This window comes from Steroidobacter agaridevorans, assembly GCF_009932555.1.
Lineage (GTDB): Bacteria > Pseudomonadota > Gammaproteobacteria > Steroidobacterales > Steroidobacteraceae > Steroidobacter > Steroidobacter agaridevorans.
Genome location: NZ_BLJO01000001.1, coordinates 721,924 through 744,292, shown reverse-complemented (window position 1 = coordinate 744,292; position 22,369 = coordinate 721,924). Strand labels below are relative to the sequence as shown.

18 protein-coding genes are annotated in these 22,369 nt (G+C 63.5%); 3 read left to right on the top strand and 15 right to left on the bottom strand.

All coding sequences use genetic code 11. From position 1 onward, the window contains the following. Positions 1 to 26 precede the first annotated feature (26 nt). The gene (locus tag GYH35_RS03200; protein WP_161827630.1) at positions 27 to 1,046 is read right to left on the bottom strand and encodes a zinc-dependent alcohol dehydrogenase family protein; all 1,020 of its coding nucleotides are present in this window, start codon (positions 1,044 to 1,046) and stop codon (positions 27 to 29) included. Between the two features lie 134 nt (positions 1,047 to 1,180). On the opposite strand from GYH35_RS03200, the gene GYH35_RS03195 reads away from it, so the two are divergent. Further along, complete coding sequence (locus GYH35_RS03195) at positions 1,181 to 2,086, top strand: LysR family transcriptional regulator (protein WP_161813618.1); 906 nt, start codon at positions 1,181 to 1,183, stop codon at positions 2,084 to 2,086. Positions 2,087 to 2,131: 45 nt separating this feature from the next. Beyond that, complete coding sequence (locus tag GYH35_RS03190; RefSeq protein ID WP_161813619.1) at positions 2,132 to 2,740, top strand: hypothetical protein; 609 nt, start codon at positions 2,132 to 2,134, stop codon at positions 2,738 to 2,740. Positions 2,741 to 2,743: 3 nt separating this feature from the next. Here the strand turns inward: GYH35_RS03190 and GYH35_RS03185 are convergent, their stop codons facing one another. Next, positions 2,744 to 5,254, bottom strand: coding sequence for a PQQ-dependent sugar dehydrogenase (locus tag GYH35_RS03185; protein WP_161827629.1), 2,511 nt, complete (start codon positions 5,252 to 5,254; stop codon positions 2,744 to 2,746). A gap of 294 nt (positions 5,255 to 5,548) precedes the next feature. On the opposite strand from GYH35_RS03185, the gene cls reads away from it, so the two are divergent. Beyond that, positions 5,549 to 6,799 carry a cardiolipin synthase gene (gene cls / locus GYH35_RS03180; protein WP_161827628.1) on the top strand — a complete coding sequence of 417 codons (1,251 nt, stop codon included), beginning with the start codon at positions 5,549 to 5,551 and terminating at the stop codon, positions 6,797 to 6,799. Here the strand turns inward: cls and GYH35_RS03175 are convergent. The 13 genes from GYH35_RS03175 to GYH35_RS03115 form a co-directional block, all read right to left on the bottom strand. After that, entirely contained in the window at positions 6,796 to 7,809 is a 1,014-nt protein-coding gene (locus GYH35_RS03175) for a ribonuclease Z (protein ID WP_161827627.1), read from the bottom strand. The genes cls and GYH35_RS03175 overlap by 4 nt on opposite strands. A gap of 48 nt (positions 7,810 to 7,857) precedes the next feature. Beyond that, positions 7,858 to 9,696, bottom strand: coding sequence for a monovalent cation:proton antiporter-2 (CPA2) family protein (locus GYH35_RS03170; protein ID WP_161827626.1), 1,839 nt, complete (start codon positions 9,694 to 9,696; stop codon positions 7,858 to 7,860). 123 nt (positions 9,697 to 9,819) lie between these two features. Then, on the bottom strand, positions 9,820 to 11,919 hold the full coding sequence (locus GYH35_RS03165) for a putative bifunctional diguanylate cyclase/phosphodiesterase (protein ID WP_161813624.1): 2,100 nt from the start codon (positions 11,917 to 11,919) through the stop codon (positions 9,820 to 9,822). Next, positions 11,916 to 12,722: a hypothetical protein gene (locus tag GYH35_RS03160; protein WP_161813625.1), complete on the bottom strand. Its 807-nt coding sequence runs from the start codon at positions 12,720 to 12,722 to the stop codon at positions 11,916 to 11,918. The genes GYH35_RS03165 and GYH35_RS03160 overlap by 4 nt, the downstream gene beginning before the upstream one ends. Then, entirely contained in the window at positions 12,719 to 14,131 is a 1,413-nt protein-coding gene (locus tag GYH35_RS03155; RefSeq protein ID WP_161813626.1) for a nitrogen regulation protein NR(II), read from the bottom strand. The genes GYH35_RS03160 and GYH35_RS03155 overlap by 4 nt, the downstream gene beginning before the upstream one ends. Next, complete coding sequence (locus GYH35_RS03150; RefSeq protein ID WP_161827625.1) at positions 14,128 to 15,381, bottom strand: right-handed parallel beta-helix repeat-containing protein; 1,254 nt, start codon at positions 15,379 to 15,381, stop codon at positions 14,128 to 14,130. Before GYH35_RS03150 ends, GYH35_RS03155 begins: the two co-directional genes overlap by 4 nt. Then, on the bottom strand, positions 15,371 to 16,192 hold the full coding sequence (locus tag GYH35_RS03145; RefSeq protein ID WP_161827624.1) for an SAM-dependent methyltransferase: 822 nt from the start codon (positions 16,190 to 16,192) through the stop codon (positions 15,371 to 15,373). Before GYH35_RS03145 ends, GYH35_RS03150 begins: the two co-directional genes overlap by 11 nt. Continuing rightward, on the bottom strand, positions 16,189 to 17,631 hold the full coding sequence (locus GYH35_RS03140; RefSeq protein ID WP_161813629.1) for a glycosyltransferase family 2 protein: 1,443 nt from the start codon (positions 17,629 to 17,631) through the stop codon (positions 16,189 to 16,191). Before GYH35_RS03140 ends, GYH35_RS03145 begins: the two co-directional genes overlap by 4 nt. Next, complete coding sequence (locus GYH35_RS03135; RefSeq protein WP_235936718.1) at positions 17,628 to 19,211, bottom strand: B12-binding domain-containing radical SAM protein; 1,584 nt, start codon at positions 19,209 to 19,211, stop codon at positions 17,628 to 17,630. The genes GYH35_RS03140 and GYH35_RS03135 overlap by 4 nt, the downstream gene beginning before the upstream one ends. A gap of 204 nt (positions 19,212 to 19,415) precedes the next feature. Beyond that, positions 19,416 to 20,627 (bottom strand): tetratricopeptide repeat protein, encoded by a 1,212-nt coding sequence (locus GYH35_RS03130; RefSeq protein ID WP_268894916.1) that lies wholly within the window; start codon positions 20,625 to 20,627, stop codon positions 19,416 to 19,418. Positions 20,628 to 20,676: 49 nt separating this feature from the next. Further along, complete coding sequence (locus GYH35_RS03125; protein WP_161827621.1) at positions 20,677 to 21,174, bottom strand: hypothetical protein; 498 nt, start codon at positions 21,172 to 21,174, stop codon at positions 20,677 to 20,679. After that, positions 21,171 to 21,698, bottom strand: coding sequence for a hypothetical protein (locus tag GYH35_RS03120; RefSeq protein WP_161813633.1), 528 nt, complete (start codon positions 21,696 to 21,698; stop codon positions 21,171 to 21,173). Before GYH35_RS03120 ends, GYH35_RS03125 begins: the two co-directional genes overlap by 4 nt. Before the next feature lie 44 nt (positions 21,699 to 21,742). Next, positions 21,743 to 22,333 carry an RNA polymerase sigma factor gene (locus GYH35_RS03115; protein WP_161813634.1) on the bottom strand — a complete coding sequence of 197 codons (591 nt, stop codon included), beginning with the start codon at positions 22,331 to 22,333 and terminating at the stop codon, positions 21,743 to 21,745. Positions 22,334 to 22,369: the final 36 nt, after the last annotated feature.

Genomic DNA, 22,369 nt, shown 5'->3' with positions numbered 1-22,369 from the left:
GCTGCAGGGCGCCAGTGCCGCGATCCTCAGCGCACGCCTCGAATCACGACCTTGCCGAAGTGCCGACCGGCCTTGAGATGCTCGTAGGCGAGCTGCGCTTCCTCGAAGGCGAACTCGCGATCGATGACGGGACGAATCCGCGACGCTTCCATGAAGCGCGCCAGATCTTCCAACATCGCGCGGCTACCGACCATGAAGCCGCTCAGGCGGATATAGTTTCTGAGCAGAGCGACGGGCTCGATCGGTGTGCCGCCGAAACCAGCGAGTCCGCCGATCACTGAAACCGTGCCGCCCATGCGGGTTGCCGCCAACGACCGCGTCAGCGTGCCGGCGCCGCCGACTTCGACGGTCAGGTCGACACCGCGTCCATCGGTGAGACGCCGCGCTTCCTCCTGCCACTCGGGTTGTTTGCGATAGTTGATCGTCGCGTCGGCGCCCAAGGCGCGGGCGCGTTCCAACTTCTCATCGCTCGATGAAGTGATGATGGCGCGCAGTCCCGCAGCCTTCGCCAATTGCAGGGCGATGATGGAAACGCCGCCCGTGCCCTGTAACAGAATGGTCGAGCCGGGTTGGAGTCCGCCGTCGACGAACAATGCGTTCCATGCCGTCGTTCCAGCGCACGACAGCGTCGCCGCTTCGGCGTAGCTGAGATACGAAGGAATACGCACCAAGGTCTGTTCGTGCGCAATGAACGATTTTGCGAGCACCCCGTCGATGTGAACGCCGAACGAGCCGCTGGTCTTGACCGGATCCGGCGCGCCGTCGATCCAGCCGGAGAAGTAGCTGTGAATCACGCGATCGCCCGGCTTGAAGCGCGTGACGCGAGCGCCGACAGCGATCACTTCGCCCGCACCGTCGCCGAGCGGCACCAGCGGCTCATCTTTCAAGTTGATGTAGTCGCCCCGGGCGAACATCAGATCGCGGTAATTGAGCGACGCCGCGTGGGTCTTGATCAGCACTTCATGCGGGGCGGGCACGGGTGTCTGAATGTCCGCGACCTGCAGATTCGAGATGCCGGCGCCGGGACGCAGTCGATAGGCCTTCATGGGAATTTCCTTGGGAAGAGCGACGTAGCTGTCGTGAGTTGCTACGATATCGGAGCCGATTTGTCCCCATTGGGGATAAAGCGTCCGTAGATTGGTGCCTATCTTGCGCCAATGGCTAGCCGAGGAGATCAGCCGTGAACGAGCGTTTGAATGGCGTGGGCGTGTTCGTCGCCGTCGTGGAGGCCGGCAGTTTCGCCGTGGCTGCTCAGCGTCTCGCGGTCACGCGCTCGGCGGTCGCCAAAACCATCGCGAGATTGGAGCAGCGCTTGAAGGTGCGTCTGTTCAATCGCACCACTCGCAAACAAAGCCTCACCGAGAACGGACATGCGTATTACGAGCGCTGTGTTCGCGCGCTGGCCGAGTTGGAAGCCGCGGAGGAATGTATCGAAAGCGGACGCAGGGAACCTGCCGGCAAGTTGCGCGTGACGATGCCGGTGTTGTTCGGGCGACGGTGTGTCGCGCCCATTCTGCTCGCGCTGAGCGAGCGCTATCCGGAATTGCAGCTCGAAATGAGTTTCAACGATCGCGTCGTCGACCTGGTGGAGGAAGGATTCGATCTCGCCATTCGTGTCGGCGCGCTGCCGGACAGCTCGCAGTTGGTCGCGCGTCGGTTGGGAATGCAACGCATGGGCATTTGCGCCGCGCCCGCTTATCTCGATCGTCATGGCCGCCCCTCGAGTCCGAGCGAGTTGGACGGTCATCTTCGTCTTGCCTATCTCACGGCCGGTCGGGCGAGCGCCTGGCGCGTGCATGACGAGGACGGCGGCGTGGTCCTGCCCCAGGTGAAAACGCGTCTCGGCTTCGATGACCTGCAGGCAATTGCGGACGCCGCCATCGCCGGCGCCGGGCTCGCGTGGCTGCCGTGCTGGATGATGGCGCCGGAGTTGAAAACGGGGCGGCTGGAGCTGGTAGTGAGCGGCGATCGCGTGCCGGGCACGGAGATTCACGCACTCTGGTCGCGCATGACGCATCTACCGATGAAAGTGCGTGTAGCAGTGGACGCGCTGGTGAGCGAGATTCCCAGAATGCTGAGCCAGTAAGCCCCGACTTTTTTGCGCGCATGTACGCGCGACTGGAGGTGCCCCATGACCACCGGACTGCTCGTTCGATTGGATGCTCAAGCCGGCAGGGAACGCGAAGTGGAGCAATTCCTGAAATCGGCGTTGCCGCTCGTCGAGGAGGAGATTGGCACCCGGTCCTGGTTCGCCGTGCGCTTCGGCCGGGGCGAGTACGGCATCTTCGATACGTTCCTCGACGACGCTGCCCTCGAAGAACATATGCACGGGCCGGTAGCGACGGCCTTGCAGCAGAGCAATGAGTTATTCGACGGCCCGCCGCGGATGCAGAAGGTCGAGGTGCTGGCAGACAAGTTGCCGGTGAATCCGACGCCGCCGGATACCAAGGGATTGTTGCTCACCTTCAAGGCAAAAGCCGGACATGAGATCGAGGTGGAGCAGTTCCTGCGTGAAGCGCGGCCTCGCGTCATGGAAGAGCCGAACACGACCGCGTGGTTCGCAATCCGCACCGAAGACGGCGAGTACGGCATCTTCGACGTCTTCCCGGACAATGGCGCGCGCTTCATACATCTCATGGGCCACGTGCCGCGCGAGCTGGCGAAACATTCCATGGCGATGCTGGGCTCGGTGCCCGAGCTGCATCTGGTGAGCGTGCAGGCGGAGAAGCTCGGGGTCTGATGCTCAGTCCGCGCGAACCGCCACGTCATCGAAACCGGCTTCGATGACCGTCCCGCCGTTGCTCTGACTATCGCAAGCTTCGAAGCGCAGCGTGATCGTCTGGCCCGCGAATCTCGACAGATTGACGGACGGTGAGCGCCACACAGCGCCCACATTGCTCGACGCAGCCGTCTTCGTGAACACCGTCACCGGCACTCCATCCGATCCAACCGCACGCACGCGGAAATAGTCGGCACTGGTCGCGGTATCGATGTGGGCCAGGAAATATTTGAAGCTCAACGTGATCGTGCGGCCGGAAGGCAACGCGATGGCGGGCGATTGCATCGATGTCAGGCCATTGTCGATGTCGTACACGCCGGCGTTCACGCCCGCCTGGAGCGCGGTGATCATGCAATTTGCCGACCCGCCGGCGCAGCTATCAGGCTGCAGGGTGACGCCGTTCTGTGTGGTTGGCTGCGGGTCGCCTCGCTGCCAAAGGCCCGTCGTCGCGGTGTCCACGCCCGGCGTACGAATCCAGCCGCCGGCCGATTCAAAGGTGTCCTCGAACAATGCCGACTGTCCGCCGCTCTGGAGCGTGGCGGTGTAGGTCGTATCGTCGGTCGGCGTCGTGATCTCGTGAGTCTGCGCGCCGCCGTCGGACCAGGAACCGAACTGATAAGTCACGCCATTCGAGATTTGCGGACTGACCGCACCGATCGTGCGAACGATGCCTTCGACGCCAGTGAACGCGTGCGGCGCCGTGACCGGCACGCCATCGAGCGTCAACTGCGCGTTGGGAATATTGCTGGTGAGCGTGACGACCGACGTGCGCGGCAGGATATCGACGAACGTCGTATTCGTGAGTCCTTCGGAATCGCGCACTGTCAGGATCAGGCGATAGAAAACGTTCGCCGACGTCTCGCCGCGGTCGGCAATCGTGAACGATCCGCTGGCGATGCCGCTGGTTTCGGGCATGTGCGGATGAGTGTGATCGTCATGGTGGAAATCCACGCGCCAGGTGAATGCGGCGGCGGGCAGGGCGCCGTCTTCCGGATCGGTCGCCGAGCCTGAGAACGCGAATGTTTGACCGCCACGGTACAACGTGCCCGACACCGGCGATGAGATCGTCGCGCTCGGTACGCCATTCGAGAGCACAGTGAGCGTGGCGGAATTGCTGGTTGCGGATCCAAAGGGGTTGGTGACTGTTACAGAGATCTGCGCGCCGTTGTCGGCGGCCGTCGTCGATTGAATCGTGTACGACGACTGCGTCGCTCCCGAGATCGGTGCGCCATTGCGCAGCCACTGATATTCCAATGGCTGCACGCCCGAAGCTGAGACGGTAAACGTCGCGGGCTGGCCAGCGGATACCGACACACTCACCGGCTGTTCGGAGATCGACGGCGCCGAGTTGGCGGCGTATTGGACGCGATACAGTTCGCCGCCGTTGCCTCTCGCGAGATAGTAGAGCGAGCCATCGGGGCCAACGTCGATATCGACCAAGGCCGCGACGCCGCTCGCAAACGCCGTCGCGGCGCTGTAGCCCGGCGGCGCGAGCGTGCGGATGAAGCCGGTGCAGTAGTCGCCAAAGAAATATCGGCCGGCATATCCTGCGGGAAAGCTCGAAGCGGCCGGCCGGTAGAACGCAGCGCCGACGATCGCGCAATTCGTGCCGGCATTCGCATAAACGTAAACGGGATACCGTACGCCGGCCACACCGCCCGGCGTGAACCCTTCGGTTTGCGGCCAGCCGAAATTCGCGCCGGCAATGCCGTGATTCACTTCTTCCCAAGCATCTTGACCGACGTCGTTCACAAGAATCCGGCCGGTCGAGGGATCGACGGCGAACGTGTAAGGATTGCGCAGGCCGCGCGCCCAGATGGCTTGATTCACGCCGGTCGTCTGGCCGAGAAAAGGATTGTCCTCGGGAATCGAGCCATCCGGATTGATTCGCAGCAGCTTACCATGCGTGGTCTCGAGGCTCTGCGCGTTGGCCGAATTCGAGTTGTCGCCGGTGGCGATGTACAACTTGCCGTCGGCGCCGAAAGCCAGCGCGCCGCCGTTATGAATGTACGCCGTGCTCAACGCCGACAGCTCGATCAACTGAAGCGCGCTGCTCGCATCTGCAACGTCTGGATTACTGGCGCTGGCCGTAAAGCGGACCACCCGATTGACGCGGGGTGGCGCCGTCGGGCTCGTGTAATACAGATAAACATACGGTGTGGTCGCGAAGTTGGGATCCAGCGCGACACCCAACAGTCCACGCTCGCCCAATGTGTTCGTGCTCAATGTCACGAACGGCTGGCTGAGCAGCACGCCATCGCGGATGACGCGCAACGCGCCGGTCTGTTGAGTGACGAAGATTCGGCCGTCCGGAGCGACGGCCATCGATGTGGGACTGGCGATGCCGCTGGCGACCCGGGTTTCGGTGAAGCCCGCGGGTAGCGTCGCCGCATGAGTGACTGCTGCGAGCGACAGGCTGGCAATGCAGCCGAGAGCCACGCGCTGAAGCGCACGACGCGTTCTTTGAATCCCCATGTGTCCTCCGCTGACTGGCAACCGTGCGACGCCTCGTTGCTCGATGCGAAAACTAGGCAAGCGAGGCATGAGCCAACAATCAGTACAAGCCACCGCGCGCAAGGAACTTTGCCGACAAGGATTCGTTTCGTAAGAGTGTTGTCAGCAACGTGCGTGATAGCGGGGGCCACGGCGTCGAAGCGACCAGACCGACAATGGTGGCTGCTTGTTTCGTTGGCATTGTGCTCGGCGTGCTCGTCGAATCCCCGCGTCCAACCGCCTGAACAGGCCGCGCCCATCGTCGCAAGACAGCGAGTGCTGTCCGAGGACGAGAGCGATCCGCTGCTGAAATCGGCGCTCGAGGAATACCAGAACGACGCCGCAGTTCGCGAGTTGGTGGCAGCCGTGCGCCAGCACGCGCCCATGCCGCTGACTGCCGGCAATCGCGTCGGTGCGCTCATCGACGGCCCGCAGACGTACGCCGCGATCGAAGCGGATCTGAAGGCGGCCCGGCACTACATCCATCTCGAGACGTTCATCTTTGGCGCCGACGAAATCGGCCGGCGCTTCGGCGAGTTGCTGGCGCAGAAGCGCAAGGAAGGCGTCGAAGTTCGAGTGCTCTACGACAGTGTCGGCAGCATGGACACGCCGAAAGATTTCTTCGAGCACCTGCGTCGGCAAGGCATCGAAGTGCGCGAGTTCAGGCCGATGAATCCGGTGAAGAACCCGCGCATCTGGGACATCGACAATCGCGACCATCGCAAGATCATCGTGATCGATGGCAAGGTCGGTTTCACCGGCGGCATCAATATCGACAGCACGTATTCGAGCCCGTCGTCGAGTCGCCCCGGGCCGAAGCGCGGCATCGAAGATGGCTGGCGCGATACGCACATGCGCATTCAAGGCCCGGCGGTCAACCAACTGCAGACGCTGTTTCTGCAGTCCTGGGCCGAAGCGGGCGAGCCGCTGCAGGCGAAGGATGGCGATCGGTATCTGCCGCCGGCGCAATCGGCCGGGGACAAGTTGATCACGATCGTCGGCAACGACAGCGAGTCGGAGGACCGCTCGTTGTACGGCACGTATCTGGCGGCGTTCAAACATTCGAGCAGCCGGCTATGGATCACTCACGCCTACTTCGCGCCCAATCCGGAACTGTTGGATGCGATGGTGGACGCCGCCCGTCGCGGCGTCGATGTCCGGCTCGTCGTGCCGGCGTTCACCGACTCGCGGATCGTGCTCAATGCCACGCAAGCGACGTTCACGCCCTTGCTCAACGCCGGGGTGAAAATCTACGAGCTCAAGGATGCGCTGCTGCATGCGAAGAGCGTGGTCGTCGACGGCTCTGTCTCCATCGTCGGCTCTGCCAATCTCGACATGCGCAGCTTCCTGCACAACGACGAGGTCAACGCCATCGTCATCGATCGCGACTTCGGCCAGCGCATGGAAGAAGTGTTCAAGCGAGACGAGCGCGCCTCGCGACCCGTGACGCTCGAACGCTGGCAGAAGCGCTCGCTCTGGCAGCGGTTCAAAGAGTTCGGCGTGAAGATCTTCGGCTATTGGATCTAGGCGCCTTGCCACGCCCGCATGAACTCCGCGCGCTGCGTCGTCTCATCGTCATGGTAGCGGGAGGAGAAGTGAAAGGGCTGGGCCTCCTTGACCGAGGCGAGTCGCGCAATCGTTCCCGCTTGCGTGGTCGTAAGATGCGATTTGCCTGCGGCCAGCTCCCGATCCGCTTCCCGGAACACCGCTTCGATGAACAGCAGGTCGGCATTGGCGACGAACGGAATGACGCGCTCCCGATTCTCCGGCGTCCAGCCGGTGTCGGTCACGTAACACACCTTCTGACCCGGAACGAACTCCAGCACGTCGCGCTTCAGATCGCCTAGCGGGAATGTTTTCTCGCTGGAGCCCTCGCGGGTGCGCCACCGGACATTGATTGGCGTGTCGTCGGGCGCTCCGGCCCTCGCCAGCTTTTTCAGCTCGGTCAGCCACGGGCCGGTAGGCAGTCCGCGACTCTCCAGCCGATTCTTCCATACATTGATGTGCGTGCTTTCTTCGAAGCAGAAGGCGAGCGACTGGATGTCGTGATGCTCGAGCGCAACGGTGCGGACCAGGAACTCGTCGTCCCGCAATAACACACCGTCTTCGCTCACCGGATCGGGCAGCGCCTCACGAGCGAACTTGTCTCGGCTTCGGAAGCGGGCGCCCGCGGCGCTGCCATCGGCGTGCAGCTCATGAACCTCGATGATGAAATCGACGCTGTAGTTCTGCACCAGATTCCAGGTGTACGCCGCGAGCTTGTGCTCGACCTGAGCGATGAAATGCTCGGGACCGTAGAGCCGCACACCGGTATCGCGTCCCAGGCACACCCGCAGCAGGTGATCGAAGCCTGCGAAGTGATCCATGTGCGTGTGACTGACGAACACGTCGCTGACTCGCAACAGCACGCGCGTCGACAGCGACTGCACATCGCCAATATCGAACAACAGCGCGCGACGCTGAAATTTCAGGTCGATGCACACCCCGGGATCGCCCCAGACCCCGTTGACCAGCCTGGCTTGGTAGATCGGCCGCATGCTCGCGCAACGCGGCCCTGCCGGCGAAGTTCCTGTGCGAGCGTCGCCTTACGTGGGGCTCTCGCTGGGACTTGCGCCGGGCACTTCGTTGAGCGCCTTACCTTCAGTGCGCGGCTTGCTGAATGGCGTAGGGCGCGATGGCGTCTGCGCCGTATTCCGTAACAACATGCCGAGGCCCGCCTCATAGCCGCCGCCGGCGATTTCGAGGGCGAGACGCTCGGCGTCGCGCTCTCGAATCGAGGCGAGAATGTCGGCGATCTCCGAATCACTGACTTCGAGCAGCCGCAATGCCGCGCCGCCGGCCTGCAGCGCCGACTCGAATGTTTCTCTGATCTGGTAGTCGACGCCGGCGCCCACCAGCTGACGCGCATGCTCGCGATCGAAGGCGCGCACCAGCAGCTGGGCTTGCGGAAACTCGGAGCGCACCAGCTCGACGATGCGATCGGCGGTCTTGCGGTTCTCGACGCAGACGGCGATCTGACGCGCCTTGCCTGCGCCGGATGCTCGCAACACATCGAGTCGCGTGCCATCGCCGTAGTACACAGTGAAGCCGAATTGCTGGGCAGCGCGGATCATCTCGACATCCGCATCGATGATGCTCACATCGACGCCTCGCGCCAGCAGTGCTTGACTGACAACCTGGCCGAAGCGGCCGAAGCCGATCATGAGCACGCTGCCTTCGAGCCCATCCGCGATGGGAATGCCGTCCATCGACTGGCTGGCGGGCTTGATGAAGCGCCGGACCACGATCACGACCAGCGGCGTCAGCACCATCGAGAGCACGACGATCGCGGTCATGTTGGCGTTGACGGTGTCGTCGATGATGCCGGAGGCAGCGGCGGCGCCATATAGAACGAACGCGAATTCACCGCCTTGAGCCATCAGCACCGCGCGATCCAAGGCTTCCGCATGTGAGCTGCGAGTCACACGCGCGACGATATAGATGCACATGGCTTTGGTGACCATCATCGCCGGCACGGCAGCCGCGATCAGTGCCCAATTGTCCGCGACCACGTTCAAGTCGAGGCTCATGCCCACGGCCAGGAAGAACAAGCCCAACAGCAATCCGCGGAATGGCTCGACATCCGCTTCGAGCTGATGACGGAAAGTCGATTCGGACAACAGCACGCCGGCGAGGAATGCACCCATCGCCATCGACAGGCCGCCCATTTCCATCAACAGGGCCGAGCCGAGCACGACGAGCAATGCCGCCGCCGACATCACTTCCCGCGTGCGTGCCAGCGCCAGTATGCTGAACAGCGGATTGAGCAGCCACACGCCGGCGGCAATCAAACCGGCGAGCGAGCCGATGCCGGTCAGCATGGAAATCCAATGCGGCGTATCGCTTTCGGTCGTTACGGCCGGCGAGAGGAAACTGACCAGCGCCAGCAGCGGCACGATCAACAGATCTTCGAACAACAATACCGACACCATCTTCTGCCCGTGAGGCAGCGCGATGTCGCCGCGCTCGGCCAGCAGTTGCATGACGATGGCCGTCGAGGTGAGCACGAAACCGGCGCCGCCGACGAAGGCAACGACCGGCGAGAATCCGAACGCCATGCCGACGCCGGTGAGCCCGAGCGTGCAAGCGGCGATCTGCAGCGTGCCGAGACCGAAAATCTGCCGCCGCAGGTGCCACAGGTGCGACGGCCGCATCTCCAGGCCGATGATGAAAAGGAACATCACGACGCCGAGCTCGGCGAATCGCAGGATGGCGTGCGGGTCGGAGAACAGGCCGAGACCGAAAGGACCGATCAACAGGCCGGCGGCGAGGTAGCCCAGCACCGAGCCGAGGCCCAGCCGTCTGAACAAGGGGACCGCGATGACCGCGGCGCCCAGCAACGCCACGGCGTTGACCAGCATGCTTGAATCGTGTTCGGGGGCCATGGGCGACTCGGAGGGGGAAAGGGGCGGATGATAGGCGGGTACAGGCAGCGACGGAACAGCATGACGCGTTCCGCGAGGGCTGCGTATCGGGGGAGTCTATGACCCCAGCCGCGGGCGAACCGACTAGCGCTCTTGCGACGCCTTTTCCCGGAGCTGCTCGGCCACTTCATCGGCGGGCAGCATCAACGTCTCATCCGACAGCACGACGGCCTCGGAAATCGTGGGCGAGTTGTCGGACGACTCGTCGGCATTCATCGCCACTTGCGCCGTCGGCAGCGAGCGGTCGGCATTCTTCAGGACCTGGAAGGCTTCTTCCGCTTCGAGCGGGCCGCAATAGAAGTAGCCCTGCGCGTAGTCGCATCCCATCCGCTGCAGGTCGCGCGCGGCGTCATCGGTCTCGACGATCTCGGCGACCGAGCGCAGGCCGAGGCTGCTGGTCATTTGCACGATGGCGGCCGCGATCGCGGTGTTGGCATGGGCCGAGCCGGCGCGATCGACGAACGGCCGGTCGATCTTCACATAGCTGAAGGGGAACAGCTGCAGATAGCTCAGGGACGAGTAGCCAGTGCCGAAGTCGTCGAGCATCATCTCGATGCCCAGATCGTGCAGGCCTTCGAGGATCTCGCGGGCGCCGCCGGGATTGCTCATCAGCCCGCCTTCGGTCAGCTCCAGTTTCAGATATTCGGGCGATACCCCTGTGTCCTTGAGCGCCTGCTGCACGAAGGAAGTGAACTCGGGATCGCGAAGCGCGGCGGCGGAGACATTCACTGTCAGATAGAAGTCGCGATCACGCGGCAAGCGATGACGCCATTCGGCGGCGAGCGTGCAGACCTGCAGGATGGTCCAGCGCGTGATCGGCACGATCAAGCCGACTTCCTCCGCGAGCGCTAGAAACTTGTCCGGCGTCAGCATGCCTTCGATGGGATGCCGCCAGCGGAGCAGCGACTCGGCGCCGGCCACGCAATCGTTCCGCAGGTCCACGATGGGCTGATACATCAAATGCAGCTCGCGACGCTGGAGCGCGACATGCAAATCCGCCTCCAGGCTCACCAGACTCGCGGCACTGCTGCCCATCGCGGGCTGATAGGCAACGGCGGTTGCGGTGTCGTGCCGTCTTGCGACCGACAGGGCGATGTCGGCTTCACGCACGGCTTCTTCCGCGCGCTGCAGACCCGAGTCGATGCAGGTGACGCCAACCCGGGCCGCAACGTTGAGTTGATGCTTGCGCAGCTCGAAGGGCTGCTGCAGCGTCTTCTGTAACAGTCCGGCGATGTCGAGCGCGCCGTCCGCCGATGGAACATCGAAGACCAGCATCGCGAACTGATCGCCGCTCCAGCGCGCCAGCACATGTTCGAACTGCGCCGCGGCCTTTTGGAATCGTCGTGCTGCCTGCACGACAACCTCGTCGCCGGCGGTGTGGCCGAGCGAGTCGTTGATCAGCTTGAAACGATCGATGTTGATGAGCATCACGGCGAGTCGTTGCCGGCGCCGCGTGCGAACTTCCCGCAAGGCGCGATCGAGCTGATCCATGAAGTAGCGACGGTTCGGCAGGCCGGTGAACGCGTCGTGATAGCGCGAATGCTCGAAACTCTTCTGCAGGTTTTCACGCTGCTCGATTTCGAGCGCGAGCTTGCGTTGCGTCGATTGCAGCTGGCGTCGCGACAGTGACAGAGCATCACGCGCCCGATGCAAGCTGTGCACGAGATCGTGAGTCGCGAACGCCAGCATCCAGGCGACGACCGCCAGCAATGCGATGGCCGCTGCCAGCTCGCGCGCTGGATACCAGCCAGCCTTGGGACGCAACGCGAGCTGCACATAACCGCCGGCCAGCTCTTGCGCGTAACCTTCCGGCAAGCGGATGCGACTGATGATGGGATCGTCCAGCCGCTCGATCCGGCTGCTCACGAAGATTCGCGGCGCACCGCCACCCGTGTCCACTTTCGACAGTTCGAAGTCGTACTCCGGATCGACGATGCGATTCAGCTGCAGCTTCGAGAGCAGCTGATCCAGCTCCGCGCCGCTCTCGCGTGCGGCCAATGTTTGCAGTTGGCGCTCGACCGAGCGGCTGTACGTCGTAACGAGCGTGCCCGCCGTCGCACGCATCTGCTCGGCGCGTTCGCCGACGCTCAGCGCGATGAGCCGTCCGCCCGCGAGCACGACGACCGCCAGCACCAATAAGGTGAGGGGCCATTGCGAGCCGCGTTTCAGAAAGGACAGTTTCATTGGCCTCGCGAGCCTAGATACGCGATAAAGCTCAAGGTGACGGTGATCTTCTCGCTGCCCGCCACTTCCAGCAGGTCGCCGAGCAACTGGATCTCGGCACGTTTGAAGGGTTTGGCGATGCCGAGGAAATACTCATTCGAGTAGCTGGGCGGCAGCACCACGCCGGGCTCCAGCACCAGCACGGCCGGGTTGGCTTTGCCGGTCGAGCCGCCGAGCATCACATTGACGTGCTTGCCGTAGTAGTCGAAGCGCGCGCTGGTGAGCTCTGTGCCCAGATTGCCGCTCACTGAATCGGCATAGGCAATGTTGGTCACGAACTTCGGCGACCACACGTAAGTCAGGCCGAGCTTGGGCAGATTGCCGTGCGTGGTATCGATGTCGATCTGGCGCGTCTCGAGTTGCACCGAGAATTTGCTGCCGATCGCCTGGCTCATGCCCAGCACGCCGACCTGGTAATCGAACTTGCGGCCATTGTCGTCGCCTTCGCCGTTGTAATACTCACCGATGAGAATGAAACGACGGGCCGGCTCGCCGTGCCCCCAGGCTGCCCGCACCGAGCCGTAGGTCAGCTTGGCTTCCTCGACGAATGTATGATCGGCACCGAAGCCGGCGAGGAAGTCCGGCGTGAAGTAGTGCAGATAGCTGAGCGAGCCGCCGCCGCCTTCATCGTCGGTGTCGACGAACGTCGAGGCGCTGCCGCTGAGGGACAGCTTGTCGAACGGGCGCGCGTCGACTTCGGCGGCGCCGGCGGACGCGGTGGCAGCTAACGAGGACCAGCACAGGACGGCGGATGCAAACCTCATGGGGGCGACACCAGCGTTGAATTGGAGATGGAGTTCTTTGGAGCGTCGGCGAGGTGCGCGGCCGTGATGTCACTACGGTCGCCGAGAGCGGCGCGTCCCATCGGCAGGAACGCGACGATGTAAAGGCGTTCGTCCTCGCCGGGCAGCGGCGAGGCGGAGCAGGTCACTTGATAAACGCGCGGGCCGATCTCGATATGCATCTTGCGTCGGCCCGTGAGGCCCGGCTCCCACCAGCGCGGCGGCATGCCGCCGAGCGACAGCATGTTCGACGCGTCGCTGTCCTTGTCGAGCGCCGCGAACAAAGCCTGCGCCGGTTTGTTGAACGACAGCAGCCGGCCTTGCGAGTCGATGACCAGCATGGCCTGGCCGCTGACATCGAGCGCCGCGTGCGCCGTGAATTCTTCGGTCTTGTCGTGAATGACGACCAGCGCGAACCGGCGTCCGGTCTGTGCCAGGTGCCGCACTTGAACTTCCGTGGCACGCAGCCGGTCGCCCACCTTGATCATGCTCAGCGGCACCACGCCGCCCGAGCCGGCAATCGCCTCCTGCACCATCTCCGGATAGGAGAACCGAACGGCCTCGAACAGCGAACGACCGCTGGCGGTTTCCCGATCCTGGAAACGTGCTGCTTGCGTACTGGCGCAGACGACCTGCAGCGTGTCGCTGTCGATCAGCAAGGCCGGGAAGGGCATTGCCTCGATCAGCGTGGTCCAGAACTCCTGGCCGCGCTCCGCTTCAGCGCGAGCTACATCCACATGCGAGTGCAATCGTTCGAAGATCGTGCCGAGATATTCGGCCGCGACTGCGCAAGCGAGCAGCAGGATCGCGAACACCTGGAGCAGCACGGCGTAATAAGTCGAGGGTGCGTAGAAGCCAGGAAATGTCGACGCCGATCCTTGCTGTCCGAGAATAGTCGCAAGCGACGCGCCAACCTCGTTGAGCCCCGGCACATACCAGCGCAACTCTGGAGCTTGCGCGAGCGCGACGACACCGGCGACGGCGATCGCGAGTACCGCCATCAGATAGGGCTGCCAGCGAGATAGAAAAATCGCACCGACCACCGGCAGCGCGAACACGATCAGGAACGCCGGATTCTGCAAGCCGCCGGCATTCATCCAGATGAAGCCGACGACGACGATACCCACGATATGCAGGAGCGTGAGCACTGGGCGGCGCTCGCCGATGCGGGCCGGTTTGCCGACCACCGTGAATGAAATGTGGATGCCGCCCAGCGCCAGCAGCCCGAGGCAGGCGGCGACAAAGTTGATATCGAGCGAGCTCACCAGCCACGGCACGACCGTGCCGAGCAGGATGGCGAAGATCGTCAGCAGCCAGGTGTCATCCAACAGATGGATGCGTGGATCGGTCCACGTCGGCGCCGGGATGATCTGCGTGTCGCCGATGTTCATCGCTGCACGGTGCCGGGTTTCGGTTTGGCGTCGCCGGCCGCGACGGTCGCGGCGCCGATGCTGAAGTTGTTGCCTTCGAGAAACGGCGCGGAGCGGATCCTTTCGCCGCCGCCCTCCGGCTGATAGTCGGTAATTTTCAGGGCCAGCGCGCGTGGCCGCATGACTTGATTGCCACGCAGGATGGGCGAATCGCCGATCACGTCGATGCCGTTGAACTTCGGCTCGATGATGGTGTTCTCGATGGCGCTGCTGGGACTGCGCTGGTTGCCGAGCACGAACGCAAGGCCATAGCCGCTGTTGTGAATCCGGTTCTTGCGGATCACGGTATCGGCCGAGGTCTTCAGCATCACGCCATACGCTTCGATGCCGTCGAACTCGTTGTCTTCGATCACCGCGGCCTGCCCGTTCTCGACCACGATGCCCATCGCCGCGCCACGGCTGATGCGATTGCCACGTGCGACTGCGCCGGCGCCCATCAACTGCATCGCAGCCTCTTGCGAATCGAGCAGCTCGTTGCGCTCCATGATCATGGAGACATTGGCGGTGAGGATGCCGATGCGCTCCTTGTTGAAGCGGTTGTCGCGAATGCTGATCGCTCCACCGCGGCTGTCGGGCTCGCTGCGGACAGCCCAGATGGCGGCGTCGCGATGCTCGGAGAATTCGTTCTTCACGACCATCGCGTTCTTGTTGGACGCGGCGAAGCGCACGCCGACGCGGTTCCTGGCGAAGCGGTTTCGCTCCAGCATCATCTGATCGGCGTTCTCGGCGACATCGATGCCTACGTCGCAATTCTCGACAGAAGCCGTCTGCAGCCTGAAACGTTCGGCGCGCAGCACGATGCCGGTCTCCTTGCAGTTGTGAATGCGCACGCCTTCGATGGAAATGTTCGCACCCGAGACATCGAGCACGGCGCCGCCCGGCAGATCGCTTGCATCGATCTCGGTGCCATTCTCGGCAGCAACGACTTTGATGCCGCGCGCATTCGCGAGTGGCGGCAGGGCAGAGGCGAGCGTGATCTTCGGAACTTGCAGCGAGATGGTCACCTCGGTGGTGGCGGCCGTCGCTTTGAAAATGGCCTCACGCAGCGAGCCGGGTCCGCGATCCTCGGCGCTGGTCACATCGATGGACTGAGCGTTCGCCGCTTGTCCGGGCGTGGCCTTGCGCGACTCGTACCAGTAGCCCAGCCCGACGAAGACGCCGAGCAGGACGAACACGACGATGGAAACCGCGGAACGACGGCTAAGCGGCATGGGCGCCTCCGTTACGCTGCAAAACAAACACCGCGTGCCACGAGCGCTGCACGGCGACTCGGCCGAACAGCACATCGATTGGCGTCGAAGCCAGGGTCACCGCCGCCAACGCCGACATGCCGAACGGCCGTGGCAACCGCCGCAGATGGGGCAGCAGCCAGGTTTTGAACGGCGCCGGATCGACGCCACTGATCGCGCGCAGCTCCAGTCCCTGCTCGGCAAACAAATCGAGATAGACGTTTCGCTGCCTGGCTCGAAACACCGTCGTGTCGCAATGCTTCGCGATGCTGGACGGTGCGGCTTCCAGCAACACCATGCGCCCGCCCGGTGCAAGGTGATCTGTCATCCGCTTCACTGCGGACCGCAATGACGCCGGATCCAGAATGTGTTGCAGCACCGTGACGCCCAGAATCAGATCGAACGACCCGTCCGCGTCGAGGTGCGCCAGGTCTTGAACGATGAACCGGGTGCGAGTCGACACGTTTTGCAATTCGGCGCGGCGTCGCGCTTCGGCGATCATGGTCGGACTCAGATCCGCGCCGGTGACGACGCCACCGCGGCCGGCAAGCAGCGTGCTCCATCGGCCCACGCCACAACCCACATCGAGCACGCGCGTGCCGGGTCGTATCTTGAGCCAGGGTCGCAGCGCCAGGTGCTGACTCCAATGAATCATCCGGTTGTAGAACTCCGGCATGCCGTACGAACAGACAGCGGCGAGCCCGGAACCGTCCGCTGCGAACCGGCGTGCACGGTCCTCCCAGTAATGAGACGGCAGATATTGTTCGGGCGCCGGTGCGCCACGCGCGTTCAAGAGGCTCTCCGCATGAGACTGGTTTTCTCCTCCAACGGCAGGGTCGTGCTGGCGCTCGGCAGCGGCTCGTAGTGATCGCGATAAAGGCGGCGGCCGAACAGCTTCACTGCGATCCAGTTGGCGTAGCCGACCGTCATGGGTGCGATGTGAGTAATGGCGTAGAACAGATACAGCGGCACGATCGGCGCGATGTACGCGCGCTCCTGCTTGGGCACGACGGTGAACAATGCGAACACGCCGAGCGCGAGATAGCTGCCGATGGCAGCCATGAAGTAGCCCGGATTGATCAGCGCGTTGCGCGGGAAAATGTTGGCGAGAAACAAATTGTCGAAGCCGCTGATGAAGCTCAGCACCAGCAGAATCGCGCTGACGATTTTCAGCGGATGCACGATCAGCGACAGACCGCCGAGATAGACCACGAAGTGATACATGGCGAACGGCGTGCGCCTGGCAATGCGCCAGACCTGGCTGAAGCGCTCGATGTACACCTTGAGCAAGCCGTAGTACCAGCCGACCCGTTGCGAGAACCAGCGCCGCACGTTACCCGGACCTTCGGTGCTGACGACCAGCCGCCCGTCGTAATAGATGCGCTCGCCGTGACTGAGCAGGATCAGCGCGTTCTGGAGATCTTCGGCGTAGACCGAATGAGTGTGCTCCGCAAGCGCGCGTTCCAATGCATCGCGCCGATAGCACGACACGCCGGACGTGATGCTGTAGTCGGCCAGGCTCTCGCGACCGATGCGGAACGCCAACGCATATTCGAATGCCTGGAAGCGCGCGAGGAATCCATCGGGCTCGATCATCACTCGCGGGCAGACGGCCGCGGCGCCGGACTGCTGGAAGTCACGAATGAATCGCTCGAAGTCGATCCTGCTGCCGCCGTTCCTGTCGCGGATGCGGATGTCCGGATCGACGACCATCAAGGTTTCGATGTGCGGCGGGACGCGCTCGAGTAGACGCTTGATCGCGCCCGGCTTGTGACGATTCACCCCATCGTCGAAACAGCGCCAGCCCGCGTGGCGCAGGCGGAGCACCGTCGCATCCGTCGAGCCGTCGCTGATCAGCCAGACTTTGTCGCGATAGGCCGCGAACGCATCCATGAACTCATCGAGCAGCGGCTCCAGGTTGTGAATCGATGCGATGATCGCGTAAGGCCGCACGGGTACGAGCTGCCGCGAGCCGGCCGGGAAAGCGGCCGCCAGATCGATGGAAAGGTGACGATTCTCTTCGGTCGGCGCCGTGGCGATGTGACGTCGTCGCACATGCAGGCGCAGGATGAAATCCAGCGCATCCGTGTAGACGATCAAGTTCGCCAGACCGTAAACCAGCAGCGAGAAGCTGGCCGTCTGTAGATTGGCCGCGGACAGTGCGATCCACCCCGCCAGCAATGCGCACACCGCGAGCGGGGCGAGCAAGCTCCAGGGCGTATTGAATTTCACGCCATCGCGACGGCTCGAGTCGCCGTCGCCCTCCGAGGCTGAGGCAAGCGAGATTCGAGCTCGGCACGCACCTCCTGCTCCGGGGCAACGACGATGCCATGCTCGGCCAGCACCGGCACGCCGACGAGAATCCAGACCAGCGAGCGCACCCGTGAAGGAAGGTGCGTCGCGCGCGCTTGCAGCTCCGCCAGTTCGATTTCGAATCTGCGCTCGATCTCCAGAATCACGGCGCGCACCGTCGGATCGATGGGCAGGATCTTGGCGGCCTGGTCCCACTCGATGGTCGTGCCCTCGACATGCCGATGCACGAACTCAGTATGCGGGGCCAGGGCAGGATCGCGAGCGAACGCTGCGCCCGAGAAGGGAATGACGTAGGGATACATGCCGATCTCACATCCTTGTCGTAGCCATCGGTACGCTTCGCGCAACGTTTCCGCCACGTCTTCGAGCGACGCGCGCGGCGAGCTGAGGATCAGATCGAGAAAGGGCGTGATGCCAAGCGCCAGCGTCGCGTTCAGCATCGGCTCGATGTGCCGATGGATCTGACCCTTGTTGAACTCGTTCAGCACATTGCGCGAGAAGTTTTCGATGCCGAAGCCGAGCACGCGGAAGCCGGCGCGCCGCATGGCGCTCAGCCGTTCCTCATTCATCGCGTCGATGCGATTGGTGCTGATGAACTGCAGATCTTTGGGCAGTTCGCCAGCGTCCTTCGCGGCGACGATGCCTTCGCACAATGGCACGACGCGCTTGTCCTTCGAGAAGACGAAGATGTCGTCTTGAAAGATGATGGTGCGCACGCGCGGATGCGTGGAGACGATGCGCTTGATCATCGTCAAACATTCATCGGCGCTCAGCCGTGCGATCGAAGCCACGCTGCCTTGTGCTTCGTGCAGGAAATTCGTGGAAGAGCAGAACGTGCAGCCCATCGGGCAGTAGTTCAACGTGATCAAGCGGACCGAGCGGATCTCGGCCAAGGCCGCTTCACGCGCTGCCTTGGTGGGCAGGCCGCCGACGCGATAGGCGGCTTCGAGGCGGTCCCAGTAAGCCTCGTACGGCATGTTTTCATAGGGCGTGGAAAAGATGGCGGCGCGCAACTGGTCATGATCCATCGCCAGTTGCGGCATGCGAAGCAGACTGCCGTCCGCCCGGCGCTCGGCTGTGCCGACGATGCCGACCAACGGTTGCCCCGAACCGATGCGCGTTGCCAGCTCAACCAATGGGCGCTCGCCTTCGCCGAGGATCACTCGGTCGAACGGGCCCAGCTCGAACATCAGCTCGGGCCGGAACGTCGCTTCCATGCCGCCGGCGACCATCAGCGCATTGGGCGCGAGGCGGCGGGCGAGGTGCGCCAGCTCCAGATCGAACTTCAATGTCATGCCGGTGGTGGAGACGCCGATCACGTCCCACGTATCGCGCAATATTTCTTTTTCCAGCGCGCGATCGGGCGGTCCAACGCAGCAGTTGGGGTCGAATACTTTTACTTCGACTCCCTGCGCTGCCAGGACGCCGGCTAATCGCCATACACCCAGTGGCGGCGCCAAGAAGGTGTATTCCCCGCAGTGTGGGTCGTAAGGTCCCACTAATAGAAATTTGGGCAAGTTCGCACCCGAACTTCTGACTTGTAAATTGTGCGGAATTGAACGCGCCAACCCGCCTACGCGTTCCGGCGTAGGTGCTATTTGGTTGAGGTGGCGGATGAACGAGGACGCGAGGTGTCGCGCCGCGCAAACTATGTAGTGAAAATTCTTCTCGAGCGCGCTTCTTGCGCACCCGAGCGATTAGTTTTAGAGCGTGGCTTCGATGCCGGCGGTGAATCGATTGCCGGTGTAGTCATAGGCCGCGGCGTCGGCATCGTTGTTGGTATATGCGTAACGCAGGAATACTTGCCAGCGCGAAGTCAGTATCCGGGTCAAGCCGAGCGCCAGCTCGGTGCGCTGTTCATTCCCATTGATATCGGAATCGTAGTCGCTGCGCCGTCGCGATGCTTCGGCGAGCAAGCTCCAGTCCGTGGCGAAGCCATATTCGGCATCGAGGCTCAGCTCGTGACGAGTGGCGGAGAGCGAGCCGTCGTCGTAGTCGCCGATCTCGAACCGATAGCCAAAACTGAAGTCCCAATCGGCCCGCGTCCAGTCGAGGAACGCGCCCAGCTCGTGGCGCCGGCCGGTCAGGCCGTCGAACTCCTCGAGGCCGTCGATATCGCTGAAGCGATAGCGGCCGCGTACATATAAATCGGCGCGCAGCTCTCGACCCGTTTGTATGAACACCGCACGCCGGCTTTCGAAGCCAGAGCCGTCGAGCGTCGTGTAGCCAAGCTGGACGCCGGCGTCGTTGGTCCAGTCGGCGAGCTGCCAGCGATAGCGGGCGCCGCCTTGCAGGCCGGCCTGGTCGAAGCTGTCCAGGTCCTGATAGTCGACCAGCATCGCGCCGGCATCGAGCCGCCAGGAGGATTCACCGAGGGGGGTGCTGAACGCGAGCTGCGCTTCGGCGAAGTTGTCCGCCTTGTCGCTGATGCCGAGCACGTCGGAATTGGAGACCAGCGCGACGTTATCGTCGTGACCCACGCCGAATCCCGCGTAGCCGACCCATTGGCGCGTCGGAGCTGCGGGCTGCACATCGCCGAGTTGCGCCGCCGCCAGTTGCCGCAAGCGTGCATCTTCGGTCGCGCCTTCGACACGTGAGAACCAACGGTTGGCCGCGGCCGAGTCGTTGCGTTTCAGTTCGACCAGGCCGAGGTTGTAATAAGCCAGTCCGGCCATGGCCGGCGTGTTTGCAACTTCCTTGAATGCCGTTTCGGCGCGGGCGTAGTTGCCGACTCGATAGGCCGCCACGCCGATGTTGAAGTGCAGGGCAGGGCTCGACATGCCTTGCGCCAGGGCGGACTCGAACGCGCTCAATGCCTTTTGATAGTCGCCGGCCTGGAACGCGGTGCTGCCCGATCGAAACTGCTGAGTGGCCGCTTCGCTGTAGGCGAACGCGGGAGCGGAAGAAACAAACAGGAGCGCGAGGATGGCCGACGCGGCGTGCAGCGGCCGCGGGCGAACGGAATCAGGAGCGAGGCGGGCGGCCCGGAGGATGGGGATTGCCGGGATTGCCTGGCGGATCGTTGCGTCGGTCTTCGGCTCGGGAGCGGCGTGCCTGCTCGCGTTGCTCCGCTGCTTCTTTGGCAGCGTCCTTGGCGGACTGACCGGCTTCGCGACCCACTTCCTTAGCTTCCTGAGCGCGCTCTTTAGCGTCGGCGCCGGCGTCCTTGGACGATTGCTGACTGGGACGCGCCGCGGGCGAATCGGCTGGCTTGCGCTCGGGCAGTGGGATTCGGCGGACGACTTCGTCGGGCAGCTTGGCATCAGGATCCACGATGATCTGCATGGTCACGTCGAGATCGTCCTGCCCCTGTGCAGGTTTAGGCTTCGAATCGGACTGCTGTTGCGCCAGAGCGCCGTGCGCCAGCAAGCACAGGGCCAGGATCGTTGCGTGCTTCACTCGTGCCTGAATGATCGACGTCTGGCGCGAGCGAGGCAAGCACAAAGGTGTGATGCGCGTCATGTTCGTGCCTCTTGGTCGCGCACCGTGAGGTTCACCGTCACCTGCCGCGTGCGGCCCTCGTGCTCGATCACCGCGACCAGCTGGCCTGCGCCGGTCGAACGGGCCAGGACCGGCAGCGACAGCATGTTGCTGCCCTTGGCGAGATGCGTCTGCCAGTCGATCTGACGCTCGTTCTCGAAGCCGTCGAGCACCACGCTGCCGGTGGCCACGATACGGATGGTCGCACCGTCCAGCGCCCGTTCCGAATCGATCAGCACGTCGATGTCCCGCATTTCGTTGAGGGCCAGCGTGATGCCGGGCTCGCGCGGCGACAGCAGCATCAACGTCACGATGACGGCGACGGCGGCGCCTGCGGCCGCACCGATCCACGTCTCCCAGCGGCTCGCCAGGTGCGCCAGCCGGCTGCGGGGCGGCGAGGCGCTGCCCGTGGCCTTGGCAAAGGCGCGCTCGATGAATTCCGGACGTGGCTCCGGCGCGGGGATGCGCTTGAGCGCCCGGCGCAGAATTTCAGCGTCTTTGTCCACGATGCATGACCAGCCTGTTCAGATTGCCCCGCGGGGCGCGCACTTCATACACGATCTAAATGAGAGATTCGTTCCGTCGCGAGCAAGTCCTTCAGTTTGGCCCGCGCACGGTGCAGTCGGGATTTCAAGGTGCCCAGCGGCACGTCCATGATCTGGGCCAGCTCCGGCAGGCTGTAGTCCTCGATGTCGTGCATCGACAGCACCACCCGATGCTCTTCGCTCAAGCGCTCCCAGGCGACCAGCACCCGGTCCTGCGTGAGCTCCTGTTCCAACAGTTCGGCGGGGCCGGCCGACTGGTCGATCAGCTCCTGCGCTTCCTCTTCGCTGTCGTCGGGCGGATCGGAGCCGAACTGCACGGGTGAGCTGCGCTCGCGGCGCACCTGGTCGACGAAGATCCGATACATCACCCGCAGCGCCCAGGGCCGGATGCGATCCAGGCCGCGCAGCTCGTCGAGTTTGGGATACAGCCGGACCAGCAGCTCCTGCACCAGGTCTTCGGCGCGATCCACCGCGCCGGTCCAGCGATAAGCGGCCCGATACAGGGCGGGGACGTGCTCGCGCAGCAGATGGTCGAACTCGGCTGCCGCGTTGGCATGCGACGGACGGGTGCGCTTCTGCAAGACCATGACCTCCATTAAGCCTCACACGGAACAGGCTGTCGATTGGTTCCA

What these genes read in the sequence shown, in the direction of transcription:
- GYH35_RS03200 (WP_161827630.1), bottom strand. Translation starts at nt 1,046, where the DNA reads ATGAAGGCCTATCGACTGCGTCCCGGCGCCGGCATCTCGAATCTGCAG.
- GYH35_RS03190 (WP_161813619.1), top strand. Translation starts at nt 2,132, where the DNA reads ATGACCACCGGACTGCTCGTTCGATTGGATGCTCAAGCCGGCAGGGAA.
- GYH35_RS03185 (WP_161827629.1), bottom strand. Translation starts at nt 5,254, where the DNA reads ATGGGGATTCAAAGAACGCGTCGTGCGCTTCAGCGCGTGGCTCTCGGC.
- GYH35_RS03175 (WP_161827627.1), bottom strand. Translation starts at nt 7,809, where the DNA reads ATGCGGCCGATCTACCAAGCCAGGCTGGTCAACGGGGTCTGGGGCGAT.
- GYH35_RS03170 (WP_161827626.1), bottom strand. Translation starts at nt 9,696, where the DNA reads ATGGCCCCCGAACACGATTCAAGCATGCTGGTCAACGCCGTGGCGTTG.
- GYH35_RS03165 (WP_161813624.1), bottom strand. Translation starts at nt 11,919, where the DNA reads ATGAAACTGTCCTTTCTGAAACGCGGCTCGCAATGGCCCCTCACCTTA.
- GYH35_RS03160 (WP_161813625.1), bottom strand. Translation starts at nt 12,722, where the DNA reads ATGAGGTTTGCATCCGCCGTCCTGTGCTGGTCCTCGTTAGCTGCCACC.
- GYH35_RS03155 (WP_161813626.1), bottom strand. Translation starts at nt 14,131, where the DNA reads ATGAACATCGGCGACACGCAGATCATCCCGGCGCCGACGTGGACCGAT.
- GYH35_RS03150 (WP_161827625.1), bottom strand. Translation starts at nt 15,381, where the DNA reads ATGCCGCTTAGCCGTCGTTCCGCGGTTTCCATCGTCGTGTTCGTCCTG.
- GYH35_RS03125 (WP_161827621.1), bottom strand. Translation starts at nt 21,174, where the DNA reads ATGACGCGCATCACACCTTTGTGCTTGCCTCGCTCGCGCCAGACGTCG.
- GYH35_RS03115 (WP_161813634.1), bottom strand. Translation starts at nt 22,333, where the DNA reads ATGGAGGTCATGGTCTTGCAGAAGCGCACCCGTCCGTCGCATGCCAAC.